Source organism: Enterobacter sp. 241F3, assembly GCF_034106785.1.
GTDB classification, from domain to species: Bacteria; Pseudomonadota; Gammaproteobacteria; order Enterobacterales; family Enterobacteriaceae; genus Enterobacter; species Enterobacter vonholyi.
In genome coordinates this window covers 41,211-59,765 of record NZ_JAWNDD010000005.1, presented here as the reverse complement: position 1 = coordinate 59,765, position 18,555 = coordinate 41,211, and the positions used below count along the sequence as shown (strand labels likewise).

The window sequence follows — 18,555 nt, the reverse complement described above, 5'->3', positions numbered from 1 at the left end:
TTATGTTTAGTCAAAAAACTAAACGGTTCCTAAACGCTAAAAACATCCCCTGTTGACACCCCGACAATCAAACATCATTGCAACAACTTCAATAAAAAAGTTAACAATATCAGTATAAAACCGCGATTTATATCACATTTGCAGTCATTAACATCGCTTGTTAAGGTGCGCCCAGATGAATTTAATGACGAGGCATAAAACATGAAAAAACTGAATATCCTTCTTCTTTCTGCTCTGGCCGCCGTATCGGGTTCCGCACTGGCGATGGGCGGCACCGTTGAGCAGGGTAAAAACTTTACCAACCTCAATCTCGAAATGGGGAAATCCTCATCCGGCCTGTATGCAGAAAGCAACTGGCTTAAAAACATCGACGACGGTACCCAGACCGGCGGCGTGGGCGCAGGTTACAACCTGGAAGTGGGCCCGGTGATGCTGAATGCGGGTGCCAAAGCCATCTATATCGGCCCGAAAAAAGGCGATAACGGCGTGGCGTTCCCTATCGGTGGTGGCGTAAACGTTGCCCTGACCGACAGCATCCACGTGTACGGTGAAGGCTATGTGGCGCCAGAAGGGCTGAACAACAGCGTGAAAAACTACGTCGAAGCCAACGGCGGCGTAAGCTGGACGCCAATTACGCCAGTGACCCTGAAAGTGGGCTACCGCCACGTGAGCGTTGATGGTAAAGACGGCCGTCCGAACCACACGCTTATTGACGGCGCATATGTAGGCGGTGGAGTCACCTTCTGATGAAACACCGCATGACCGCGCTTTGCGTTCTGAGCCTCACGCTGATGCTCACCGGCTGCGTCCAGTACAAATGGGTGAAACCGGGCGTCAGCGATACGGAAATGAATAAAAAGCTCACGGAATGCGAAGCGCAGGCGCTGATCGATCTTCCCCCGGATAACGTGGTGACAGGTTCCAGCTCGGAAAAAACGGACAAAAAGAACAAGAAAAAGGATATTTCCACGAGCTACACGGTTGAAGACGCGAATGAATATCGCCGGGATACGTTAGTCGACAGCTGTATGTTTAAAAGCGGCTGGGACAAGATCGAAGTGCAATAATCCCCTTAAAAAAACCTGCCGGCCGGCAGGTTTTTTTATGACCCCTTACTGACGCACCACCACCAGCTTCTGGTTCACAAACTCTTTGATCCCCAGATCCGACAGCTCGCGTCCGTAGCCGGAGCGCTTCACGCCGCCGAACGGCAGCTCTGGCGCGGTATCGGTAAGCCAGTTGATGTACACCATCCCGGTCTCGATCCGGGACGCCATTTTCTTCGCGCGCTCGATATCCTGGCTGAATACCGCCCCGCCCAGGCCGTAGTGGGAGTCGTTCGCCAGCGCGACCGCCTCGTCGTCGTTTTTCACCACGTACATCTGCGCCACCGGGCCGAAGAACTCTTCGAAATACGCCGGGTTGTCGCGCGAGATGTTCGTCAGGATCGTCGGTTCAAAAAAGCTCCCGTCGCGCTGCACCGGCTTGCCGCCATAGTGCAGCGTCGCACCGTTTTTCACCGCCTCGTTAACCTGTTTGGTCAACGTCTCCAGAGCATCTTTCGACGACAGCGGCCCCAGCGTGGTGCTTTCGTCCAGCGGATCGCCAATCTTCACCTGCTTAAACGCCTCGGTGAATTTGCTCAGGAAGGCATCCGCAATCTTTTCATGCAGGATAAAGCGCTTTGCCGCGGTGCAGACCTGCCCGGCGTTGTTGAGCCGTGCATTCACGCCAGTCTTGACGGCTTTGTCCAGGTCCGCGTCGTCCAGCACCACGAAGACGTCGTTACCGCCCAGCTCCAGCGTGGATTTCTTAATGTGCTTCGCCGCCTGTGCGGCCACCACGCTGCCGGCTTTTTCAGAGCCGGTTAATGCGGCGCCCTGCACGCGATCGTCGGCAATGATGTTCGCCACCTGCTCGGACGAAATAAACAGGTTAGTCCATGCGCCTTCCGGCGCGCCCGCCTCGCGGACCAGATGGGCAAAGGCTTCGGCGCAGTGCGGCACGATGCTGGCATGTTTGGCGATGACGGGGTTACCCGCCGCCAGGTTTGGCGCCAGAACGCGCATCAGCTGGTAATACGGGAAGTTCCACGGCTCAACGGCCATCAGCACGCCGATGGGATGATGCTCCACCCACGCTTCCCCGAGTTCGGATTGATACTTCACCGGAGCCAGAAACTGCTTCGCGTTGTCGGCGTAGTAGCGGGCGATCTGCGCGCACAGCTTCACCTCGCCGCGGCTCTGTTCGATGAGCTTACCCATCTCCTGGCTGGCGATTTTCGCCAGCTCCTCGGTACGCTCGTCGATCAGGTCGGCAAGCTTATGCAGCACCGGCAGGCGCTGGCTGATGTCGCCTTTCGCCCAGTCCGAATGGTAAAGCGCATCGGCCGCCTTCAGCGCCGCTTCGATATCCGCGTCGGTATGCGAGGGGTATTCTTTGATGAGCTGGTTAGTGGCAGGGTTTACTGTCTGATAAGCCATGTCGAATCTCCTTGTTTTACCGCTTAGGGTATTAAGGGTAGTCAACATGACTGGCTGTGGGCGTAAAGTTGGGTATATCCGGAAGGTTCTTAATGAAGCGCTGCCAGAGGGTTCGCTGACGTGGTATAAAAAACCTTCAGAAGGAGCGCCCATGACCGATACCCGACACGTCCGTCAGACATTTCACCGCGCCTCAGGCCTTGAGCTGCGCAGCACCTGGCAGAGCACGCAGGCGTACAAACGCCATAGTCACCCTCAGCTTTCCATCGGCGCGATTGTGGAGGGCCAGACCTGCTGCGTATGTCACGACAGAGAGTACATCCTTCATCCCGGGGATCTCATCGTGATCCCGGCCTGTGCGCCGCACAGCGGCAACCCCGTCGCCGGGCAACCGCGCAGCTACCATATGCTCTATATCGACACCGATCTTCCTCTGGCGCTCCAGGTGATTCGCGACCCTACGCTCTTTAAGCGCTACCTTGATATTGTTGAGACGATGTCGCCTGCATCCGTGGATACGCTGCTTTCAGCCCTTCCCCGATGCGAGAAAAACGCAGATGCGCTTCGCTCAACCAGCCAGCACGTGCAGCAGGCGTTTCTTGCCGACCTGGCCGCTCCGCCTTCCCTCGATGAACTTGCCCAACGATTCTCGCTGCGCAAGGAGACGCTGATCCGCACCTTCCGGCAGGATACCGGCCTGACGCCGGGCAGCTTCCTCAACATCTCCCGCGTGGAGTTCGCCAAAGCGCGGCTACGTGCCGGGGACGACATCGCCGACGTTGGCTACCAGAGCGGCTTTGCCGATCAGAGCCATTTTCATAAGATCTTCGTCAGCTATACCGCCGCCACGCCGCGCCAGTACGCGACGGGCCGATCAATATCCGACAATAAATAGGTTCTTCAGCGCTGTAGCCTGACCTCGGATTGTTAACCGAGGTTGCTATGGAACTGTTATTCCCTTCCGCTTTTCTCGCCCTGGCGCTGGCGCACTTTGTTGCCCTGCTAAGCCCTGGCCCGGACTTCTTCCTGCTCGTGGGCTACGCCGCGCGCTATCGGCTGCGCGGCAGCGCCGGATTGTGCGTCGGCATCGCCGCGGGCAACGGGCTGTATATCTTACTGGTGATAATCGGCTGGAGCGCGCTGCGCCAGTTTGCCTGGCTGTTTACGCTTATCGAGCTTTGCGGGGCGCTGTACCTGCTGTGGATAGGCTCGCATCTGGTGCGCAGCCAACCGCAGGCGCTGAGGCTGAATGAAACCCGCCAAAGCTGCCCCTCGCTGCGCAAGCAGATCCTGCTGGGGCTCGGCTCGGCGCTGCTAAATCCGAAGAACGCGCTGTTCTATCTGGCCCTGATGACGGCGCTACTGGGGCCGGACGTCACGCTGCTTCAGCAGGCTACATGCGGCATCTGGATGGTGATGGTGGTGCTGGCATGGGATCTGGCGCTGGTGTCCCTGATGGGATTATCGTCAGTTCAACAGAAGCTCAGCCGTGCGCTGTGGCTGATAGAGCGCACGGCGGGCGTGGTGCTGATGGGGTTTGGCGGGTGGGTGCTGTGGCGGTTTTTGCACTTTCCCCCCGCTTACCTCTATCCTTAACCCATGGAAAAAATAGCTGAACTCAAACGCGCCAAGCTGCTGGCGCTGTCGCTGCTGCTGGTTGCCGCCGCGGCCTTTATCACCACCCTGTTCCTACCGCAGACCTTCTGGGTGCGCGGCGTCAAGGCCATTGCCGAGGCGGCAATGGTCGGCGCGCTGGCTGACTGGTTTGCGGTCGTCGCGCTGTTCCGCCGGGTGCCGATTCCCTTTATCTCGCGCCATACGGCGATCATCCCGCGCAATAAGGACCGAATCGGCGACAATCTCGGCCAGTTTGTTCAGGAGAAGTTTCTGGATACCCAGTCGCTGGTGGCGTTGATCCGTCGCTATGAACCTGCGCAGATGATCGGCGCCTGGTTCAGCAAGCCCGACAACGCTCAGCGCGTCGGGCTGCACTTGATGCAGGTGATGAGCGGTTTTCTCGAACTGACCGACGACGGGCGCATTCAGCGCCTGCTCAAACGCGCTGTGCATAAGGCCATTGATAAGGTCGATTTCACTGAAACCAGCGCCGTGATGCTGGAGAGCATGACCAAAAACAACCGCCATCAGGTGCTGCTGGACGCCATCATCAACCGTCTGATTACCCTGATTCAGCGGGAAAGCACGCGGGACTTTATCGCCGACCAGATTGTCCACTGGCTGAAGACCGAGCACCCGCGCAAGGCGATGGTGCTGCCCACCGAGTGGCTGGGCGACCAAAGCGCGGAGATGGTGTCGAACGCGGTGAACACGCTGCTGGACGATATCAGCCACGACCGCACGCACCAGATCCGTCAGGCGTTCGACCGCGCCACGCTGAAGCTTATCGACAACCTGAAAAACGATCCGGAGATGGCGGCAAAAGCCGACAACATCAAGCACTACCTGAAAAACGATGAGGCGTTTAACCGCTATCTGGGCGAGATGTGGGCCGATCTGCGCCAGTGGCTGAAGGCAGATATGCAGAGTGAAGATTCGCGCGTGAAGCAGCGCATCGCCAACGCCGGGCTGTGGTTTGGCGAAACGCTGTCTAACGACGCCAGCCTGCGGGCATCGCTGAACGAGCATCTGGAGCAGGCCGCGCACCGCCTCGCGCCGGACTTCGCGGCGTTTCTGACCCGCCACATCAGCGACACGGTGAAAAGCTGGGACGCCAAAGACATGTCACGCCAGATTGAGCTGAACATTGGCAAGGATCTGCAGTTTATCCGCGTCAACGGAACCCTGGTGGGCGGGACGATTGGCCTGATCCTGTTTTTACTCTCGCAGCTGCCTGCCGTGCTGGGGCATTAATCCGTTTTTGGCGGCGCGATGACGTAGCGGGTCGCCTCGAAGCGGTTCAGGATCAGGTGCACCAGAAAGACCATCGTCAGCGTCGCCACCAGCGAAAAGGTGACAGAGGTGATGCGGTACAGATCGCTGAACACCAGGTCAGTGTCGGGGTGCATGTTCTGCCCGAACATAATGCCGATAGTGGTGATGCTGGAAAAGCCCACGCCCGCCCCCACCTTTTCCATCACGTGGAGTCGCGCGCCAAACGCCAGGCCGAGGCCAATCAGCGGCATCATCAGCAGCATATGGCTGCTGTGATCGTAGAGTATTAGCTGCACCACCAGAATGTAGAGACAGCCCAGCACCACGCCGACCACGCGCCAGATGGAGCTCATCACCGCGCCGCGATAGTGCATCGGGAACAGGATCAAAATCCCTGCCATCAGCGCCGAAAGCGAATCGCTTAAGTCGCTAATCTGAAACACCACGAATATCAGCGTCGCGACGGTGCCGGAGAGCAGCGACTCGTGGCGCACGCGGGCGTCGTCTTTCTCAATCAGCGGCGGCGGCTTGCGCGGCTCCACGTCCGGCAGCAGGTAGTTCATCAGCGCGCTCAGGCACACCGCCATTACGCTGGCTTCGATGTTGGAGAACAAAAGCGTGTGCCAGTTGGTGGTGGGGTAGCTCATAAAGTTGAGCATCACGCTCTGGCACACCACGCCCATTGAGCCAAACAGGAACAGCGGTCCCGTGCTCATAAAGCGAAAACGCATCACGTACAGGGCGAACACCACCAGCGTCATGATCGCCGGCCATTGCGACAGATAGCCGATGATAATCACCATTTCAACGCAGTTGAGCGATGCGCTGAAGATAAACTGCTTCGCCACGTGGCGGTTAAACACCGGCACCAGCGAGAGCAGCATGATCGGATAGACCACGAAAAAGACGCCGTAGCTGGTGTTGTAGAAACTGGAGATGCTGAGCGCAATCATTCCGGCAAAGACGATGCGCAGGGTCTGGCGAAAGTCGTTTGCCGTGTAGACGATGTTGCCGTGCGGGGTAAATACCCGCGCCAGGGTACTAATAGACATAGTGAAGCAGGCTCACCAGGTGGATCTGCATCCCGGAGAAAAAGCGCGCAAACGGCCCTTCGCTATTGTAGAGCTGCACGGTCGCGCGGGCGCCGGTCGGCAGATGCTTCGGCAGCGGCTCGTCCAGCGTCACGTGAATGCGCATGCGCTGGGCGTCGCGCACCCAGCGGTTGGAGGTTTCCGGCTCGGAGAGCTGGCCGTTAACGGCCTCCTGCCCCGCCAGGATCCCCGCGTCGCTGCTGGTGACGTGGGCGCGGAAAACGTGTCCCGGGAAGGCGTCAAACACCACGGCCGCATCGGTGCCCTGATGGGTATGGCGCAGGCTTTTTTCACGGAAATCGGCCACGATATCGGTCTGGTTGTTCACCAGCGCCAGCGCGGCGGAACCGGATGAAGCGTAGAAGCCGGGGCTCAGCTGCAAATTACTGACCGTGCCGTCCGCCAGGGCATAGACCTTCGTCCAGCCGAGGTTCAGCTCAGCTTCATCGAGCGCGTTGCGGTATTTTTGCAGCGTCACGTTGCGGTGTTCTTCGCGCTCACCACGCTGGATGCGCAGGTTCCGGATGTTGGCCTGAATCGTGCTGACGGACTGCTCGCTGCTCTGCCAGGTCGTGCGAACCTTATCCAGATCCGCCTGCGAGACGTTCTGCAGCGTGCTCAGCTTCTGGTAGCGGTCAAAGGTCACTTTGTCGTTACGCGCGGTCAGCACGGCGGTTTTCAGGCTGGCCTGCGCGGCGGCGATCTGCGCATCCAGCTGTTCGTTGGACAGGCGTGCCTGCTCGAGCGCGATTTGCGCCGCTTCCACCTTATTGCGAAACGGCGTGTCATCGAGCTCAAACAGCAAATCGCCTCTCTTCACCTGGCTGTTGTTGTGCACATGCACCGCCGCCACGTAGCCGGAGACGCGCGGAGACACCGGCGTCACCACGCGCATCACGGTGGAGTCCGGCGTCAGCGGGATCCAGATATCCGCGACGATAAAGTAGACAAACATCAGCAGGAAAGAGGCAATACTCACCCTTACCCAGCGGGCAAACTTTTGTTCAGGGGTCATTATTTTTCGGTCTTGTTATCTTCTTCGCGGATTGTCCGCAAATTGCAGGCGATTTGATTCAACGTGGCGCTGAAAATGTCGAGATGTTCCGGCGCGATATTTTGCGATACGCGCGCCTGATACGTCTCAATGACCTGAGTGAGCCTTTGTAACAGGGCTTTTCCCTCAGGCGTCAGCGTCAGAAGCCGGATGCGCTTGTCATAAGGCGATACGGCGCGCAGCAGGTAACCCTGCTTTTCCAGCTGTGTCAGGGTGCGCATCAGCGGCGGCAGTTCAATGCCCTGCACCTCCGCCAGCTCACTCATTGAGACGTTATCCCCGAGCTGATGAAGCTGCATCATCACCGTCCAGCTCGACTGGGTTAACCCGGTATCGAGAATGGCCTCGTCGATGACGGCACGCCACTGGCGCACGATCATCGCCATCCGCATGCCCATCGGTCTGCGGCAGAACAGTTCTTCTTCACTCATGGGGAAACCTCTCGTCACACGCGGTCAAGATAATAGTTATCAGGGTAACTATCAAGAAACGAGAGGTAAAAGCGCAGGAATTGCGAAAGGTGTTACTGGAGGCGATGTACGCGTAGGCCCGGTAAGCGCAGCGCCACCGGGCGTTTTTAGCGGCTAAAAAGCCTCTTTACAGCGGCATTCCCCGACGCCGTCACCACCACCTCCCGATACCCCGCCACCCGCTGGATCCAGCCTTTACTTTCCAGATGGTCGAGCAGCAACGCGCCGGCTTCTCCGCCCAGGTGAAACCGCCGCTCGCTCCAGTCCAGGCAGGCGCAGCAGGCCTTCCGGCGCGGATGCGCGCTTAACGAAATGCCGAGCGTCAGGAACTGCTCCCGGCCATAGAGTGTCAACGCTGAACCGTCAGCCTCCAGCCAGCCTTCCGCCTGCATGAAATCATAAATCTGCACCGCCACCGCGCCTGCGAGATGGTCGTAGCAGGTCCGGGCTTCACGCATGGCTTTCGGCGCGCTGGTTTCCGGCGGGGTAATGCGGCTCCACGAAAGCCCCATCATCTGCTCCACCAGCGCCGCCACGTCGTGCCCGGCAAGACGATAATAGCGATGCCGCCCTTGCGACAGGCAGATTATTAGCTGCCCTTCAACCAGCCGGGCAAGATGCCCGCTGGCGGTCGACGGGGCGACGTCTGCCGCGGCGCTCAGTTCGGTAGCGGTCCACGCCCGTCCGTCCATTAGCGCACAGAGCATCTTCACGCGCGACGGATCGGCCATTGCAGCCGCTACAGCGGCAATCGCCTTTTCCAGCATCGCGCTGTTATCAGGGAGTAAACTCGTCTTAAGCATGGGCCGCCCAGGGTTCGGTGATCTCTGCGGCCAGCTTATCATCATCCGTCAGCAGAATAAGGTGATTCGCATGGTCGCTGTACTGAGTCAGGATAGACACGCCGCATGCCGCCAGCGCCGCCGCGATTTCACCCAGCTCACCGGGGCGTTCCTGCTTAAGCTTTCTGATAACCGGCTTTCGCACCGCCTGCACGGTAAACCCGGCCTCCATCAGTACGCGTCGCGCTTTTTCCCCGTCTTCCACCAGGAAATGGGCATCTGCACCAAATACGCCGCCGCCCTCCAGCCCCACGCCGTTACTGCCCAGCAGCTGTCCAAACCGCGCCAGTTCACCGGGGGTATCGCGAAAAATGACATGAACGTCATACATCGGCATGCCCTCCGGTTTCAGAGGTATATTCCCGCACGACCTGCGCCACCCGAATGCGGTAGTACGCAAAAATTGACTCACGCCCTTCGGCCTGCGCCGCCTGATGAAAGACGTTCTGCTTCCAGCGGCGGACAGCCTCTTCATCCCGCCACCAGGAAAGGGACAGGATTTTGCCGTCGGTGGTCAGGCTCTGGAACCGTTCGATATCAATAAAGCCGTCGATGTCCGCCAGCAGCGGCTTAAGCTCTGCGGCAAGCTGAAGATAGCGCGCCTGATGGGCAGGCGCGGCTTTAGCTTCAAAAATGACTGCGATCATGAGTGTCTCTCCGTGGTGATGTTGAGGAGAGCATGCGGGATGGAAAAGCACAATGCTTCGGTAAATAGCGAAGTTTTAGCCCACCATCGACCTCGGCTCCATAAACGCCCGAATTCCCCACTCGCCCATCTCGCGCCCCAAACCGGAGTGCTTGAAGCCACCGAATGGTGCTTTCGGTTCATGAGCCAGGGTGTTCACCAGCACGCGACCGGAAACAATCTGCTGCGCCACGCGTCGCGCGCGGTTTACATCACCACCCAGCACCATCGCGCTCAGGCCGTAGTCGGTGTCGTTGGCAATGGCGATCGCCTCCGCCTCGTCATGATAGGGGATCACGCACAGCACCGGGCCGAAAATCTCGTCGCGGGCAATGGTCATCCGGTTGTTCACGTCGGCAAACAGCGTCGGACGCACGAACCAGCCGTCCCGCGTGCCTTCCGGTCGCCCTTCACCGCCCGCCAGCAGGCGTGCCCCCTCTTCGATACCTTTCCGGATATAGCCCTGCACCCGCAGCCACTGCTTTTCGCTGACCATGGGGCCGACGTCCGTTGCGCTATCGCGCGGGCCGCCGGATTTCACCGCCGCCACGGCCTGCGCCAGCGCGGTTTCGATCTCTGCCTTGCGCGCCTGCGGCACCAGAATGCGCGTTCCGGCCACGCACGCCTGCCCGCTGTTCATAAACCCGGCCTGGATCGCCAGCGGGATCGCCTGCGCGAGATCCACATCATCCAGCAGGATCGTCGGCGATTTACCGCCCAACTCCAGCGTCACGCGCTTAAAGCTTTCCGCCGCGTTACGCAGGATCGCCTTGCCGGTATTCGTGGAGCCGGTGAACGAGATTTTCGCCACGTCCGGATGACGGCTAATCGTTTCGCCTACCGTCTCGCCGCGTCCGGTGACGATATTAAATACCCCTGGCGGTAATTCAGCATCGCGCAGCGCTTCGGTGACAATCTGCGTTTGCAGGGCGCTCATTTCGCTCGGCTTGATCACCGCCGTGCAGCCCGCAGCCAGCGCGGCCGCCAGCTTGCCGCAGATAAACCCCGCGTCGCTGTTCCAGGGCGTAATCAACCCGGCCACCCCAAGCGGCGTCATCTGCACCGTCGCTGCACCTGCGGGGGTGACAAACTCAAACGCCTCCAGCGCCTCAATTGCCTGAGCAATCACCTCCGCCGGATAGCTAGCCATCCACGCCGAGCGCGAGGCGGGCGCGCCGTACTCTTCAATGACCGCTTCCAGCAGATCGTCGTGGCGAGCGGCCACGGCGGCATGCATGCGCTTCAGCGCGGTGATGCGTTCCTGTTTTGTGGTCTGCGACCACGCCGGAAACGCCGCTTTTGCCGCCGCGATAGCGCGTTCAGCGTCAACCTCATCCGCCAGACGAACCTGGCCGATGACCTGCGCCGTCGCCGGATTGTACAAATCAAACCACTCGGTACCGTGCGGGGTAACAAACTCGCCGTTAATAAAGATCTGTTCGATGGTGTGCATATAAACCTCCTCAGGCTGTGTGAGCCCAGTCTGTCACGGCTTCTCCGTTGCGATAATCCACGCTATGCTGCAAGGGTTGTTTCGATTTTCAGGATAATCTATGCATCGTTCAGGTCTGACAGAGCTGGAAGTGGTGATGGCGGTGGTGCGGCGCGGCAGTTTTCGCGGTGCGGCGCAGGAGCTGGGGATGTCCGCCACGGCGGTAAGTAATGCCGTCGCCGGGCTGGAGAGCCGCCTTGAGACGCGACTTTTCAACCGCACCACCCGCAGCGTGGCGCTCACCGACGCCGGGCAGCGCTACGTGGCGCGTATCGGCCCCGCCCTGCAGGAGATCCGTCTCGCCAGCGAGGAGATCCACAGCGACACCGGGGAACCCGCCGGTACGCTACGGCTGAACGTGCCGAACCATATCGGCACGCTTTTTCTGGACCAGCTGCTGATCGACTACATGATCCGCTACCCGAAAATGCGCGTGGAAACGGTGAGTGAAGCAAGGATGATCGACATCGTTGCCGAAGGCTATGACGCGGGGATCCGCCTCGAAGAGTCCGTTCCGCAGGACATGATCGCCGTGCCGCTGACCGGTGAGATCCGCCAGCTCGTCACCGCCACGCCGGACTATTTCGCCCGTCACGGCATACCCGAGACGCCGGACGATCTGCTTTCACATCAGGGGATCGGTATGCGTATGGCTCACGGCGGGATCTACCGCTGGGAGCTGGCGCGTCGGGGGGAAACGTACGCCCTTGCCGTGCCGCCGCGCTTTGCGACGTCCGATCTTTTTGCCTCGATCCGCGCCGTGAAAGCGGGATTAGGGGTGGGATTTTTACCGGAACTCTATATTCGGGACGAGCTGAAAAGCGGGGAACTGGTGAGCGTCTTAAACGACTGGGCGCAGCCGTTTGCCGGGCTGCGCCTGTACTACCCCGGCCATCGCCACGTCCCGCCGGGACTGCGGGCGCTGGTGGCGATGATCCGCGAGCGCGGAATTATTCCAGGTTAGCCTTGTTCAGCCCGTACGCCGCGTCCAGCGCGCCGGGCGCCATGCGGGAGGTGATCCCCAGACGGTTCCAGGCGTTGATCGCCACGATGGCGAAGTTCAGCTCTGAAATCTCGACGTCCGAAAAGTGCTCCGCCACGCTGCGGTACAACGCATCGCTTACGCCGTGAACGCTAATCTGGGTTAGCGCTTCGGTGAAGGCCAGCGCCGCTTTTTCACGGGCGCTAAACAGCGGGGACTCGCGCCAGGCCGCCAGATGATACAGGCGCAGCTCGCGCTCGCCGGCGATTTTCGCCTCTTTTGAGTGCATATCCAGACAGAACGTACAGCCGTTCAGCTGCGACACGCGAATGTCGATCAGGTGCTTCAGCGCCGGGTCGATGGAGGTTTTTGCTACCTCCATGCTCAGGGCAGACAGCGCGTTGGCGAGGGCAGGTGTAACTTTATGGTGGTTAACGCGAGTGCTCATGGTCTTTCCTCTTTTTGTGCGGCATGTGCCGTGCGATGAGGCAAATCTACGCCGTTCATGACATAGTAAAAAGATACAAAAAGCGTGAAATGAGGTAGGACATGAAGCCGGGCTATCACGAGATTTATTCCCGCTACCGCGATAACATCATGCGCGGCGTGCTGAAGCCAGGCGACAGGGTGCCTGCCATCCGCGTGCTGGCGGAAGAGCTGAAGGTGGCGCGTAAAACCGTCGAAACGGCGTACGCCATTCTGACGGGCGAAGGGTATCTGGTGAGCCAGGGGGCGCGCGGCACGCGGGTTAACCCGGACTTACTGCTGCCGGATAAGACTGCCCCTGCGGAGCAGCCCACCGGGGCGCTTCCGGCCTCGCTCATTAGCCAGCGCGAGCGGGCCGGGTTTCTGCGTCCCGGCATCCCCGCCCTCGACAGCTTCCCGTATAAAAAATGGCTGCTGCTGGCGGGCCAGGCGACGCGGGCTATGCGACAGGAGGAGATGCTCAACCCGCCCGTTCTGGGCTGGTATCCGCTGCGCCAGGCCATCGCCAGCTACCTCAATATTTCACGCGGTTTATCCTGCACCGCTGAACAGGTGCTGATCACCAGTGGCTACAGCGGCAGCCTGCGGCTGATCCTCGACACCCTCGCCAGCCGCAGCGACAAGGTATTGTTTGAAGATCCGGGCTATTTTATGGGCCAGCAGCTGCTCAAGCGGATCGTGCCGCGCCTGCACACCGTGCCGGTCGATCGCTGCGGCATCGATACGGACTACCTGCTCCGTTACCATCGCGACGCACGTTTTGCCATCGTCACCCCGTCGCATCAGAGCCCGCTGGCGGTAACGCTCTCCCTGCCGCGCAAGCAGCAGCTGCTCGACTGGGCCAGCCAGAACGAGGCGTGGATTATCGAAGACGATTACGACGGGGAATTCCACTACACCCGCAAGGTGCTGCCGTCGCTGAAAAGCCTCGACCAGCACGACCGGGTGATTTTTATGGGCACCTTCAGTAAAACCATCATGCCGTCGCTGCGCATGGGCTACGTGGTGATGCCCGCCAGCACCGTTGGAGCCTTTACCGACTGCGCGGACATCACCACCAGCGGCCAGCCGGTGCTGACGCAAAAGATCCTCACCGCGTTTCTCAACGAAGGGCATTTTTTCCGTCATCTGAAAAAGATGCGCGCGCTGTATCAGACCCGCCGCGACTGGATGATTGCCGCCCTGCAGGAGGTGTATGGCGATCTGTTTTTCACCGAGCAAAACGACGGTGGGATGCATATCGTGGCGTTCCTGACCAAAGGAAGCCGTGACCGGGAAGTGGCGCGCTGCTGGCAGGAGCAGCAGCTGCAGGTCAATGCGCTCTCGGAGTGGTATCGCGGGTCGGGCAAACGCTACGGGCTGGTGATGGGCTATAACAACGTGCGCTCGTATGAAGAGGCGGTTGAGCTGCTGGAAAGGCCGAAGCGGCAGACGCTTGAGCTGTTGCGCTAAACATCGCCGGGTGCGGCTGCGCCTTACCCGGCCTGGGGTTTAAATATCATTGCGGGATAAACCAACGTCCTTCAGCTGCTCGTCGCTCATCTGGCTCAGGATGCGGCGGGTACGGTTGATGCGATACCAGTTGCAGATCGTTTTTCCGATCCAGACAAACACGACGAACGGACGTTTTGAACGATTCTCGTAAAATTCCATGATGCTCTCCTCACTGTGCCAGTGGGGTTATCATCCCTGAAATCCACCCGTGCAATACAGATGCAAAAACAGCTTTTGTTTAACATACAGATCCGCTAAAACAGTATCTGCATGCCAATTTTCGCAGCAATCTGTACTGGTTTTATAATCTGTATGGTGAAAACAAAGGATACAGCATGACGCGCTATCAACATCTCGCCAACCTTCTGGCAGAACGCATTCAACAAGGTCTGTATCGCAGCGGTGAACGTTTGCCGTCGGTGCGTGCGCTGAGCCAGGAGCACGGCGTGAGCATCAGCACCATACAGCAGGCCTACCAGATCCTCGAAAACCTCCAGTTGATAACCCCTCAGCCGCGCTCCGGCTATTTTGTCTCACCGCGAAAAGCCCAGCCGCCCGTCCCGGCGATGACGCGCCCGGTGCAGCGCCCCGTGGACGTTACCCAGTGGGATGAGGTGATGATGCTGCTGGACGCCCGCGCCGACAAAGAGATGATCTCCTTTGGCGGCGGTTCGCCGGACATTAACCAGCCGAGCCTGAAGCCCCTGTGGCGCGAGATGAGCCGCATCGCGCAGCATAACCCCGGCGAGATGCTGAGCTATGACGTGCTCGACGGACGCCTGGAGCTGCGCGAGCAGATCGCGCGCCTGATGCTGGACGGCGGCTCCACCGTCTCGGCAAGCGACATTGTGATTACCAACGGCTGCCACGGTGCGCTATCAATCGCCCTGCTCTCGGTATGCAAACCTGGAGATATCGTGGCGGTGGAATCGCCATCGTTTCACGGCACCATGCAGATGCTGCGCGGGTTTGATATCAAGGCGATTGAAATTCCTACCGACTCTGAAACCGGGATCAGCATCGAAGCGTTAGAGCTGGCGCTGGAGCAGTGGCCGATCAAAGCAGTGATTCTGGTGCCCAACTGCAATAACCCGCTCGGGTTTATCATGCCGGAGGCGCGGAAAAAACAGGTGCTGGCCCTCGCCCAGCGGCACGATATCGTGATTGTTGAGGATGACATTTACGGCGAGCTGGCGGCGGAGTACCCGCGCCCGCGCACCATTCATTCGATGGATATCGACGGACGCGTGATCCTCTGCAGCTCGTTTACCAAAACCGTGGCGCCGGGCCTGCGCGTCGGCTGGATTGTACCGGGACGCTACTACGACCGGGTGATGCACATGAAATACGCCGCCGGCGGGTTTAACGTGCCGGGCACGCAGATGGCGGTGGCGGCGTTTATTCGCGACGGTCATTACCATCGCCACGTGCGCCGCATGCGCCAGATTTATCAGCAGAATATGGAAACTTACACCTGCTGGGTACGGCAGTACTTTCCAGCAGAGATTTGCGTCACGCGCCCACAGGGCAGCTTCCTGCTGTGGATTGAGCTGCCGGAGAAGGTCGACATGGTGTGCGTCAGCAAGCAGCTGTGCCGGCTGAAGATCCAGGCCGCGGCCGGGTCGCTGTTTTCCGCCTCCGGGAAGTACCGCAACTGCCTGCGGATCAACGTGGCGCTGCCGCCGACGGAGAAAAATCGCGAGGCGCTGAAGAAGCTGGGTGAAGCGATTGTGATTGCGATGGAGGAGGGCTAGTGCGGCCTGATGCCCTCACCCCGCCCCTCTCCCACAGGGAGAGGGAGAAAATCGTGCCGCATTACTCGTCGAAGTACCAGTATCCCTGATTAATCAGCCCGGTGAGCTCTTCAACAAATGCCGGGTTTTTCAGCGCATCGCCCAGCTCGGCCTGGCCGAGTTCCGTATAGCGGCACAGCGCATCCGCCGCCTTCGCGTCTACCGTCTCCAGCTGTTCGCTGTTGATAAAGAAGCTGCCGTTGACGTTCAGCACGCGCAGGCCGCTCAGGCGGGACAGCGTTTCGCCGCCCTGCAGCGCGTCCAGCACCTCTTCCGGCGCGTACGGCGGCTCGGCGGCGGCGATATCCAGCTCGTGGCGCGGCGTGGAGACAAAGCTGCCGAACCATTTTGTGAAATCATCCGGCTTGCTGATCATCTCGATCATCATCTGGCGAATGCGATCGAGCTCGTACTGCTCAACGCGGCCCGGGTGTTCGCGGCAGGTCAGATCCGGATCGCTGTAGTGCTCGCCGCCCAGATCGTTCTCCAGCGTGTAATCGGCGAAGCTGCTGATCAGATCGCGGCCGTTTGGCCCGCGGAAGCCGACGGAGTAGTTAAGCGCCGTTTCATGGGTAAAGCCGTCGTGCGGGAATCCTGGCGGGATGTAGAGGATATCGCCCGGGGCCAGATCTTCGTCGATGATCGGCTCGAACGGATCGACATGCAGCAGCGCCGGATGCGGGCAGAACTGACGCATCGGCAGCTTGTCGCCCACGCGCCAGCGGCGGCTGCCCATCCCCTGAATGATGAAAACATCGTACTGATCGATATGCGGACCCACGCCGCCGCCGGGCACGGAGAAGGAGATCATCAGGTCGTCCAGACGCCAGTCCGGCAGAACGCGGAACGGACGCACCAGCTCCGCGGCGGGCATATGCCAGTGGTTCACCGCCTGCGCCAGCAGCGACCAGCCGGTTTCGCCCAGATCGTCGAAGTGCTCAAACGGACCGTTGCTGGCCTGCCATTTACCGTTGAAATGGCTTACCAGACGGCTATCGACCTCCGGCTCCATCGCCAGACCCGCCAGCTCGTCCGGTGTAATCGGATCGGCAAAATTCGGGAAGGCATTTTTCAGCACAACGGGTTGTTTTTGCCAGTATTTCTCAAGAAATTCCGGCCAGTTCAGGTTCAATTGATACGCCATGGGTAGCACCAGTGAGAAGGGAAACAGGCGCGATTATGGTGGAGGGCGTGGAGGGCTGCTTTGTCGTGGGTCAAGCGCAGATGATTTGCCTGCCACGCGCGTGTTGGCAATGATAAACCTAGTCATTAGGTGAAGTGGTATTAAAGTAAAACTTAAATGATAATTTTTCCTGAACCTTTTCCCCTGTCCGATGTTTACTTTTACTCAAAACATCTTACCTCTTAAAACTGGTAGTTTTTTAATTTTAAGAACAAGATTAGTATTAGAGATTGTCATTTTTTATATTTAGCTCTAAGCTATTTTCTTTTGCATACTTGGCTCATTAAAGGCAATGATTAGAATCACAAGGACCGTTGAGAGCGAACATTGCTTACAAGAATATATTTCAACGTTTTCTGTCGTAAATAATCTTATTGACCGACACCTTTCTAAAACTTATCTAAATCTTTTTGCCCGCCCTCAGCAGGCTGAAGATGGTGCGGTTGAATGGTATAGCGAAATAAATGGTAAACCCCAACGCTTTAACGCTTTAAACGTCGTTGAGCGAGACAAAATCGCCATACTCCTCTCACAAAAGCTGGCGGCACTCACTCAACTTCATCAAACACTCTCGACTAGCGCGCAGACTTCTCCCGAAACACTGCAGTTACTGGCAAAAATAGCCAGACAGCCCTCACCAGAAAGAATATGGATCGTTGACGGTCAGCCTGTAATCACAGGCTGGGACATCATGCCGGCAACTAAGTTGCCGGCAGAACAGCTGCCTAAAAAGCGTGGGTGGTTATGGCTGGGGCTTTTAGCGCTGGCTCTGCTTCTGGCTCTTGTTCTCCTGCGCGGCTGCTGGCCGACTGTCAAAGTAGTCACTCCTGCCGTTTCTCCCGTCCAGCCAGCCCCTGAGCATCAGGTCAAAATGCTCTGCCCGGCACAGCGGACAAAACAGCAGGCACCTGAAATGGTTATTATTTTTGATGCTTCTGGCTCTATGGCCATGAGCATGGATGCCACACCAGAAGAGATAATGCGGTGGATGCAGGATAAACCTGTACCCGGTATCGATCGTGAACCTCGCCGCATTACGCTCGCGCATCAATCCGCTAAACACATTATCGATGACGTGCCAAATGACATGGACATTAGCCTTATTGCCGCAGCTAACTGCCACCAGGTGAGCGCAACTCCGGCTTTCCTGCCGGAACAACGCGCTGAGCTAAAAAAGTTAATTGATAAAATCCAGCCGGTGGGTAAAACCGCTCTGGCAGAGGCGTTAGAAGAGGCGGGGAAACGAGTTAATGGCGTTGACCGTGATGCCATAATTCTACTGGTGACGGATGGGGAAGAGACATGCGGAGGCTCGCCTTGCGATGTCGCGCTTGAGCTAAAAAAACGTAAGCCCCGATTACAGGTCAATGTTGTCGATATCATGAATACCGGCGCCGGAAACTGTATTGCCAGCAATACAGGTGGAAAGGTATTTGCTGTCAATAATACGCAGGAATTTAATAAGATGATGAACAACGCCGTGAAGGAATATATACCGCAGGGTTGTGACTAACACATTAGAGAAAATGAATACATTGCCAGAAATATAGTTTCACAGCGAAACTTTTTTTGCGGTAATCGGATATGCGCACGTCCCAATAATAAGTT

Annotated in this window: 20 protein-coding genes; 9 read left to right on the top strand and 11 right to left on the bottom strand. The window is 58.4% G+C overall.

Annotated features, from left to right (window positions below):
- The first annotated feature begins 201 nt into the window (after positions 1-201).
- On the top strand, positions 202-747 hold the full coding sequence (locus UR504_RS14570; protein ID WP_302235636.1) for a YfaZ family outer membrane protein: 546 nt from the start codon (positions 202-204) through the stop codon (positions 745-747).
- Positions 747-1,067: a hypothetical protein gene (locus UR504_RS14565; protein WP_111964128.1), complete on the top strand. Its 321-nt coding sequence runs from the start codon at positions 747-749 to the stop codon at positions 1,065-1,067. Before UR504_RS14570 ends, UR504_RS14565 begins: the two co-directional genes overlap by 1 nt.
- Positions 1,068-1,112: 45 nt before the next feature.
- Here the strand turns inward: UR504_RS14565 and UR504_RS14560 are convergent, their stop codons facing one another.
- A complete protein-coding gene (locus UR504_RS14560; RefSeq protein ID WP_111964129.1) occupies positions 1,113-2,483 on the bottom strand; it encodes an NAD-dependent succinate-semialdehyde dehydrogenase in 1,371 nt (456 codons plus the stop codon).
- Positions 2,484-2,634: 151 nt separating this feature from the next.
- Between UR504_RS14560 and UR504_RS14555 the strand changes: the two genes are divergently transcribed.
- Genes UR504_RS14555 through UR504_RS14545 form a run of 3 tightly spaced genes read left to right on the top strand, consistent with a single transcriptional unit; the run spans position 2,635 to position 5,354 of the window.
- Positions 2,635-3,378, top strand: a complete 744-nt coding sequence (locus UR504_RS14555; protein ID WP_302235631.1) for an AraC family transcriptional regulator — start codon at positions 2,635-2,637, stop codon at positions 3,376-3,378.
- A 47-nt stretch (positions 3,379-3,425) separates the two neighbouring features.
- A complete protein-coding gene (locus UR504_RS14550) occupies positions 3,426-4,079 on the top strand; it encodes a LysE family translocator (RefSeq protein WP_302235630.1) in 654 nt (217 codons plus the stop codon).
- Between the two features lie 3 nt (positions 4,080-4,082).
- On the top strand, positions 4,083-5,354 hold the full coding sequence (locus tag UR504_RS14545) for a DUF445 domain-containing protein (RefSeq protein WP_032660921.1): 1,272 nt from the start codon (positions 4,083-4,085) through the stop codon (positions 5,352-5,354).
- On the opposite strand, the gene UR504_RS14540 is transcribed toward UR504_RS14545, so the two are convergent.
- From UR504_RS14540 to UR504_RS14510, 7 genes are all read right to left on the bottom strand, one after another.
- The gene (locus tag UR504_RS14540; RefSeq protein ID WP_320739846.1) at positions 5,351-6,427 is read right to left on the bottom strand and encodes a DUF2955 domain-containing protein; all 1,077 of its coding nucleotides are present in this window, start codon (positions 6,425-6,427) and stop codon (positions 5,351-5,353) included. The two genes, UR504_RS14545 and UR504_RS14540, sit on opposite strands and share 4 nt — an antisense overlap.
- Positions 6,417-7,484: an HlyD family secretion protein gene (locus UR504_RS14535; protein ID WP_320739881.1), complete on the bottom strand. Its 1,068-nt coding sequence runs from the start codon at positions 7,482-7,484 to the stop codon at positions 6,417-6,419. The genes UR504_RS14540 and UR504_RS14535 overlap by 11 nt, the downstream gene beginning before the upstream one ends.
- Positions 7,481-7,951: a MarR family winged helix-turn-helix transcriptional regulator gene (locus UR504_RS14530; protein ID WP_024908312.1), complete on the bottom strand. Its 471-nt coding sequence runs from the start codon at positions 7,949-7,951 to the stop codon at positions 7,481-7,483. The genes UR504_RS14535 and UR504_RS14530 overlap by 4 nt, the downstream gene beginning before the upstream one ends.
- Before the next feature lie 146 nt (positions 7,952-8,097).
- Positions 8,098-8,793 (bottom strand): winged helix-turn-helix domain-containing protein, encoded by a 696-nt coding sequence (locus tag UR504_RS14525; protein ID WP_320739844.1) that lies wholly within the window; start codon positions 8,791-8,793, stop codon positions 8,098-8,100.
- Positions 8,786-9,163: an amino acid-binding protein gene (locus UR504_RS14520; RefSeq protein ID WP_320739842.1), complete on the bottom strand. Its 378-nt coding sequence runs from the start codon at positions 9,161-9,163 to the stop codon at positions 8,786-8,788. The genes UR504_RS14525 and UR504_RS14520 overlap by 8 nt, the downstream gene beginning before the upstream one ends.
- The gene (locus tag UR504_RS14515; RefSeq protein ID WP_302235623.1) at positions 9,156-9,479 is read right to left on the bottom strand and encodes an antibiotic biosynthesis monooxygenase family protein; all 324 of its coding nucleotides are present in this window, start codon (positions 9,477-9,479) and stop codon (positions 9,156-9,158) included. Before UR504_RS14515 ends, UR504_RS14520 begins: the two co-directional genes overlap by 8 nt.
- A 75-nt stretch (positions 9,480-9,554) precedes the next feature.
- The gene (locus UR504_RS14510; RefSeq protein WP_302235622.1) at positions 9,555-10,970 is read right to left on the bottom strand and encodes an aldehyde dehydrogenase family protein; all 1,416 of its coding nucleotides are present in this window, start codon (positions 10,968-10,970) and stop codon (positions 9,555-9,557) included.
- Positions 10,971-11,070: 100 nt separating this feature from the next.
- On the opposite strand from UR504_RS14510, the gene UR504_RS14505 reads away from it, so the two are divergent.
- Positions 11,071-11,973, top strand: a complete 903-nt coding sequence (locus UR504_RS14505; protein WP_115876554.1) for a LysR family transcriptional regulator — start codon at positions 11,071-11,073, stop codon at positions 11,971-11,973.
- On the opposite strand, the gene UR504_RS14500 is transcribed toward UR504_RS14505, so the two are convergent.
- Positions 11,960-12,439, bottom strand: a complete 480-nt coding sequence (locus UR504_RS14500; RefSeq protein ID WP_127729473.1) for a carboxymuconolactone decarboxylase family protein — start codon at positions 12,437-12,439, stop codon at positions 11,960-11,962. The two genes, UR504_RS14505 and UR504_RS14500, sit on opposite strands and share 14 nt — an antisense overlap.
- Positions 12,440-12,540: 101 nt before the next feature.
- Between UR504_RS14500 and UR504_RS14495 the strand changes: the two genes are divergently transcribed.
- Positions 12,541-13,929, top strand: a complete 1,389-nt coding sequence (locus UR504_RS14495) for a PLP-dependent aminotransferase family protein (RefSeq protein WP_274241895.1) — start codon at positions 12,541-12,543, stop codon at positions 13,927-13,929.
- Positions 13,930-13,968: 39 nt separating this feature from the next.
- Here UR504_RS14495 and UR504_RS14490 read toward each other — a convergent pair whose 3' ends face one another.
- Positions 13,969-14,130: a DUF1127 domain-containing protein gene (locus UR504_RS14490; RefSeq protein ID WP_045357378.1), complete on the bottom strand. Its 162-nt coding sequence runs from the start codon at positions 14,128-14,130 to the stop codon at positions 13,969-13,971.
- Positions 14,131-14,306: 176 nt separating this feature from the next.
- Between UR504_RS14490 and UR504_RS14485 the strand changes: the two genes are divergently transcribed.
- Positions 14,307-15,725: a PLP-dependent aminotransferase family protein gene (locus UR504_RS14485; RefSeq protein ID WP_133293710.1), complete on the top strand. Its 1,419-nt coding sequence runs from the start codon at positions 14,307-14,309 to the stop codon at positions 15,723-15,725.
- 61 nt (positions 15,726-15,786) lie between these two features.
- Here the strand turns inward: UR504_RS14485 and UR504_RS14480 are convergent, their stop codons facing one another.
- Positions 15,787-16,908 (bottom strand): cupin domain-containing protein, encoded by a 1,122-nt coding sequence (locus UR504_RS14480; RefSeq protein ID WP_274241894.1) that lies wholly within the window; start codon positions 16,906-16,908, stop codon positions 15,787-15,789.
- Between the two features lie 331 nt (positions 16,909-17,239).
- Here UR504_RS14480 and UR504_RS14475 point away from each other — a divergent pair, with 331 nt between their 5' ends.
- On the top strand, positions 17,240-18,460 hold the full coding sequence (locus UR504_RS14475; protein ID WP_127729467.1) for a VWA domain-containing protein: 1,221 nt from the start codon (positions 17,240-17,242) through the stop codon (positions 18,458-18,460).
- Positions 18,461-18,555 lie beyond the last annotated feature (95 nt).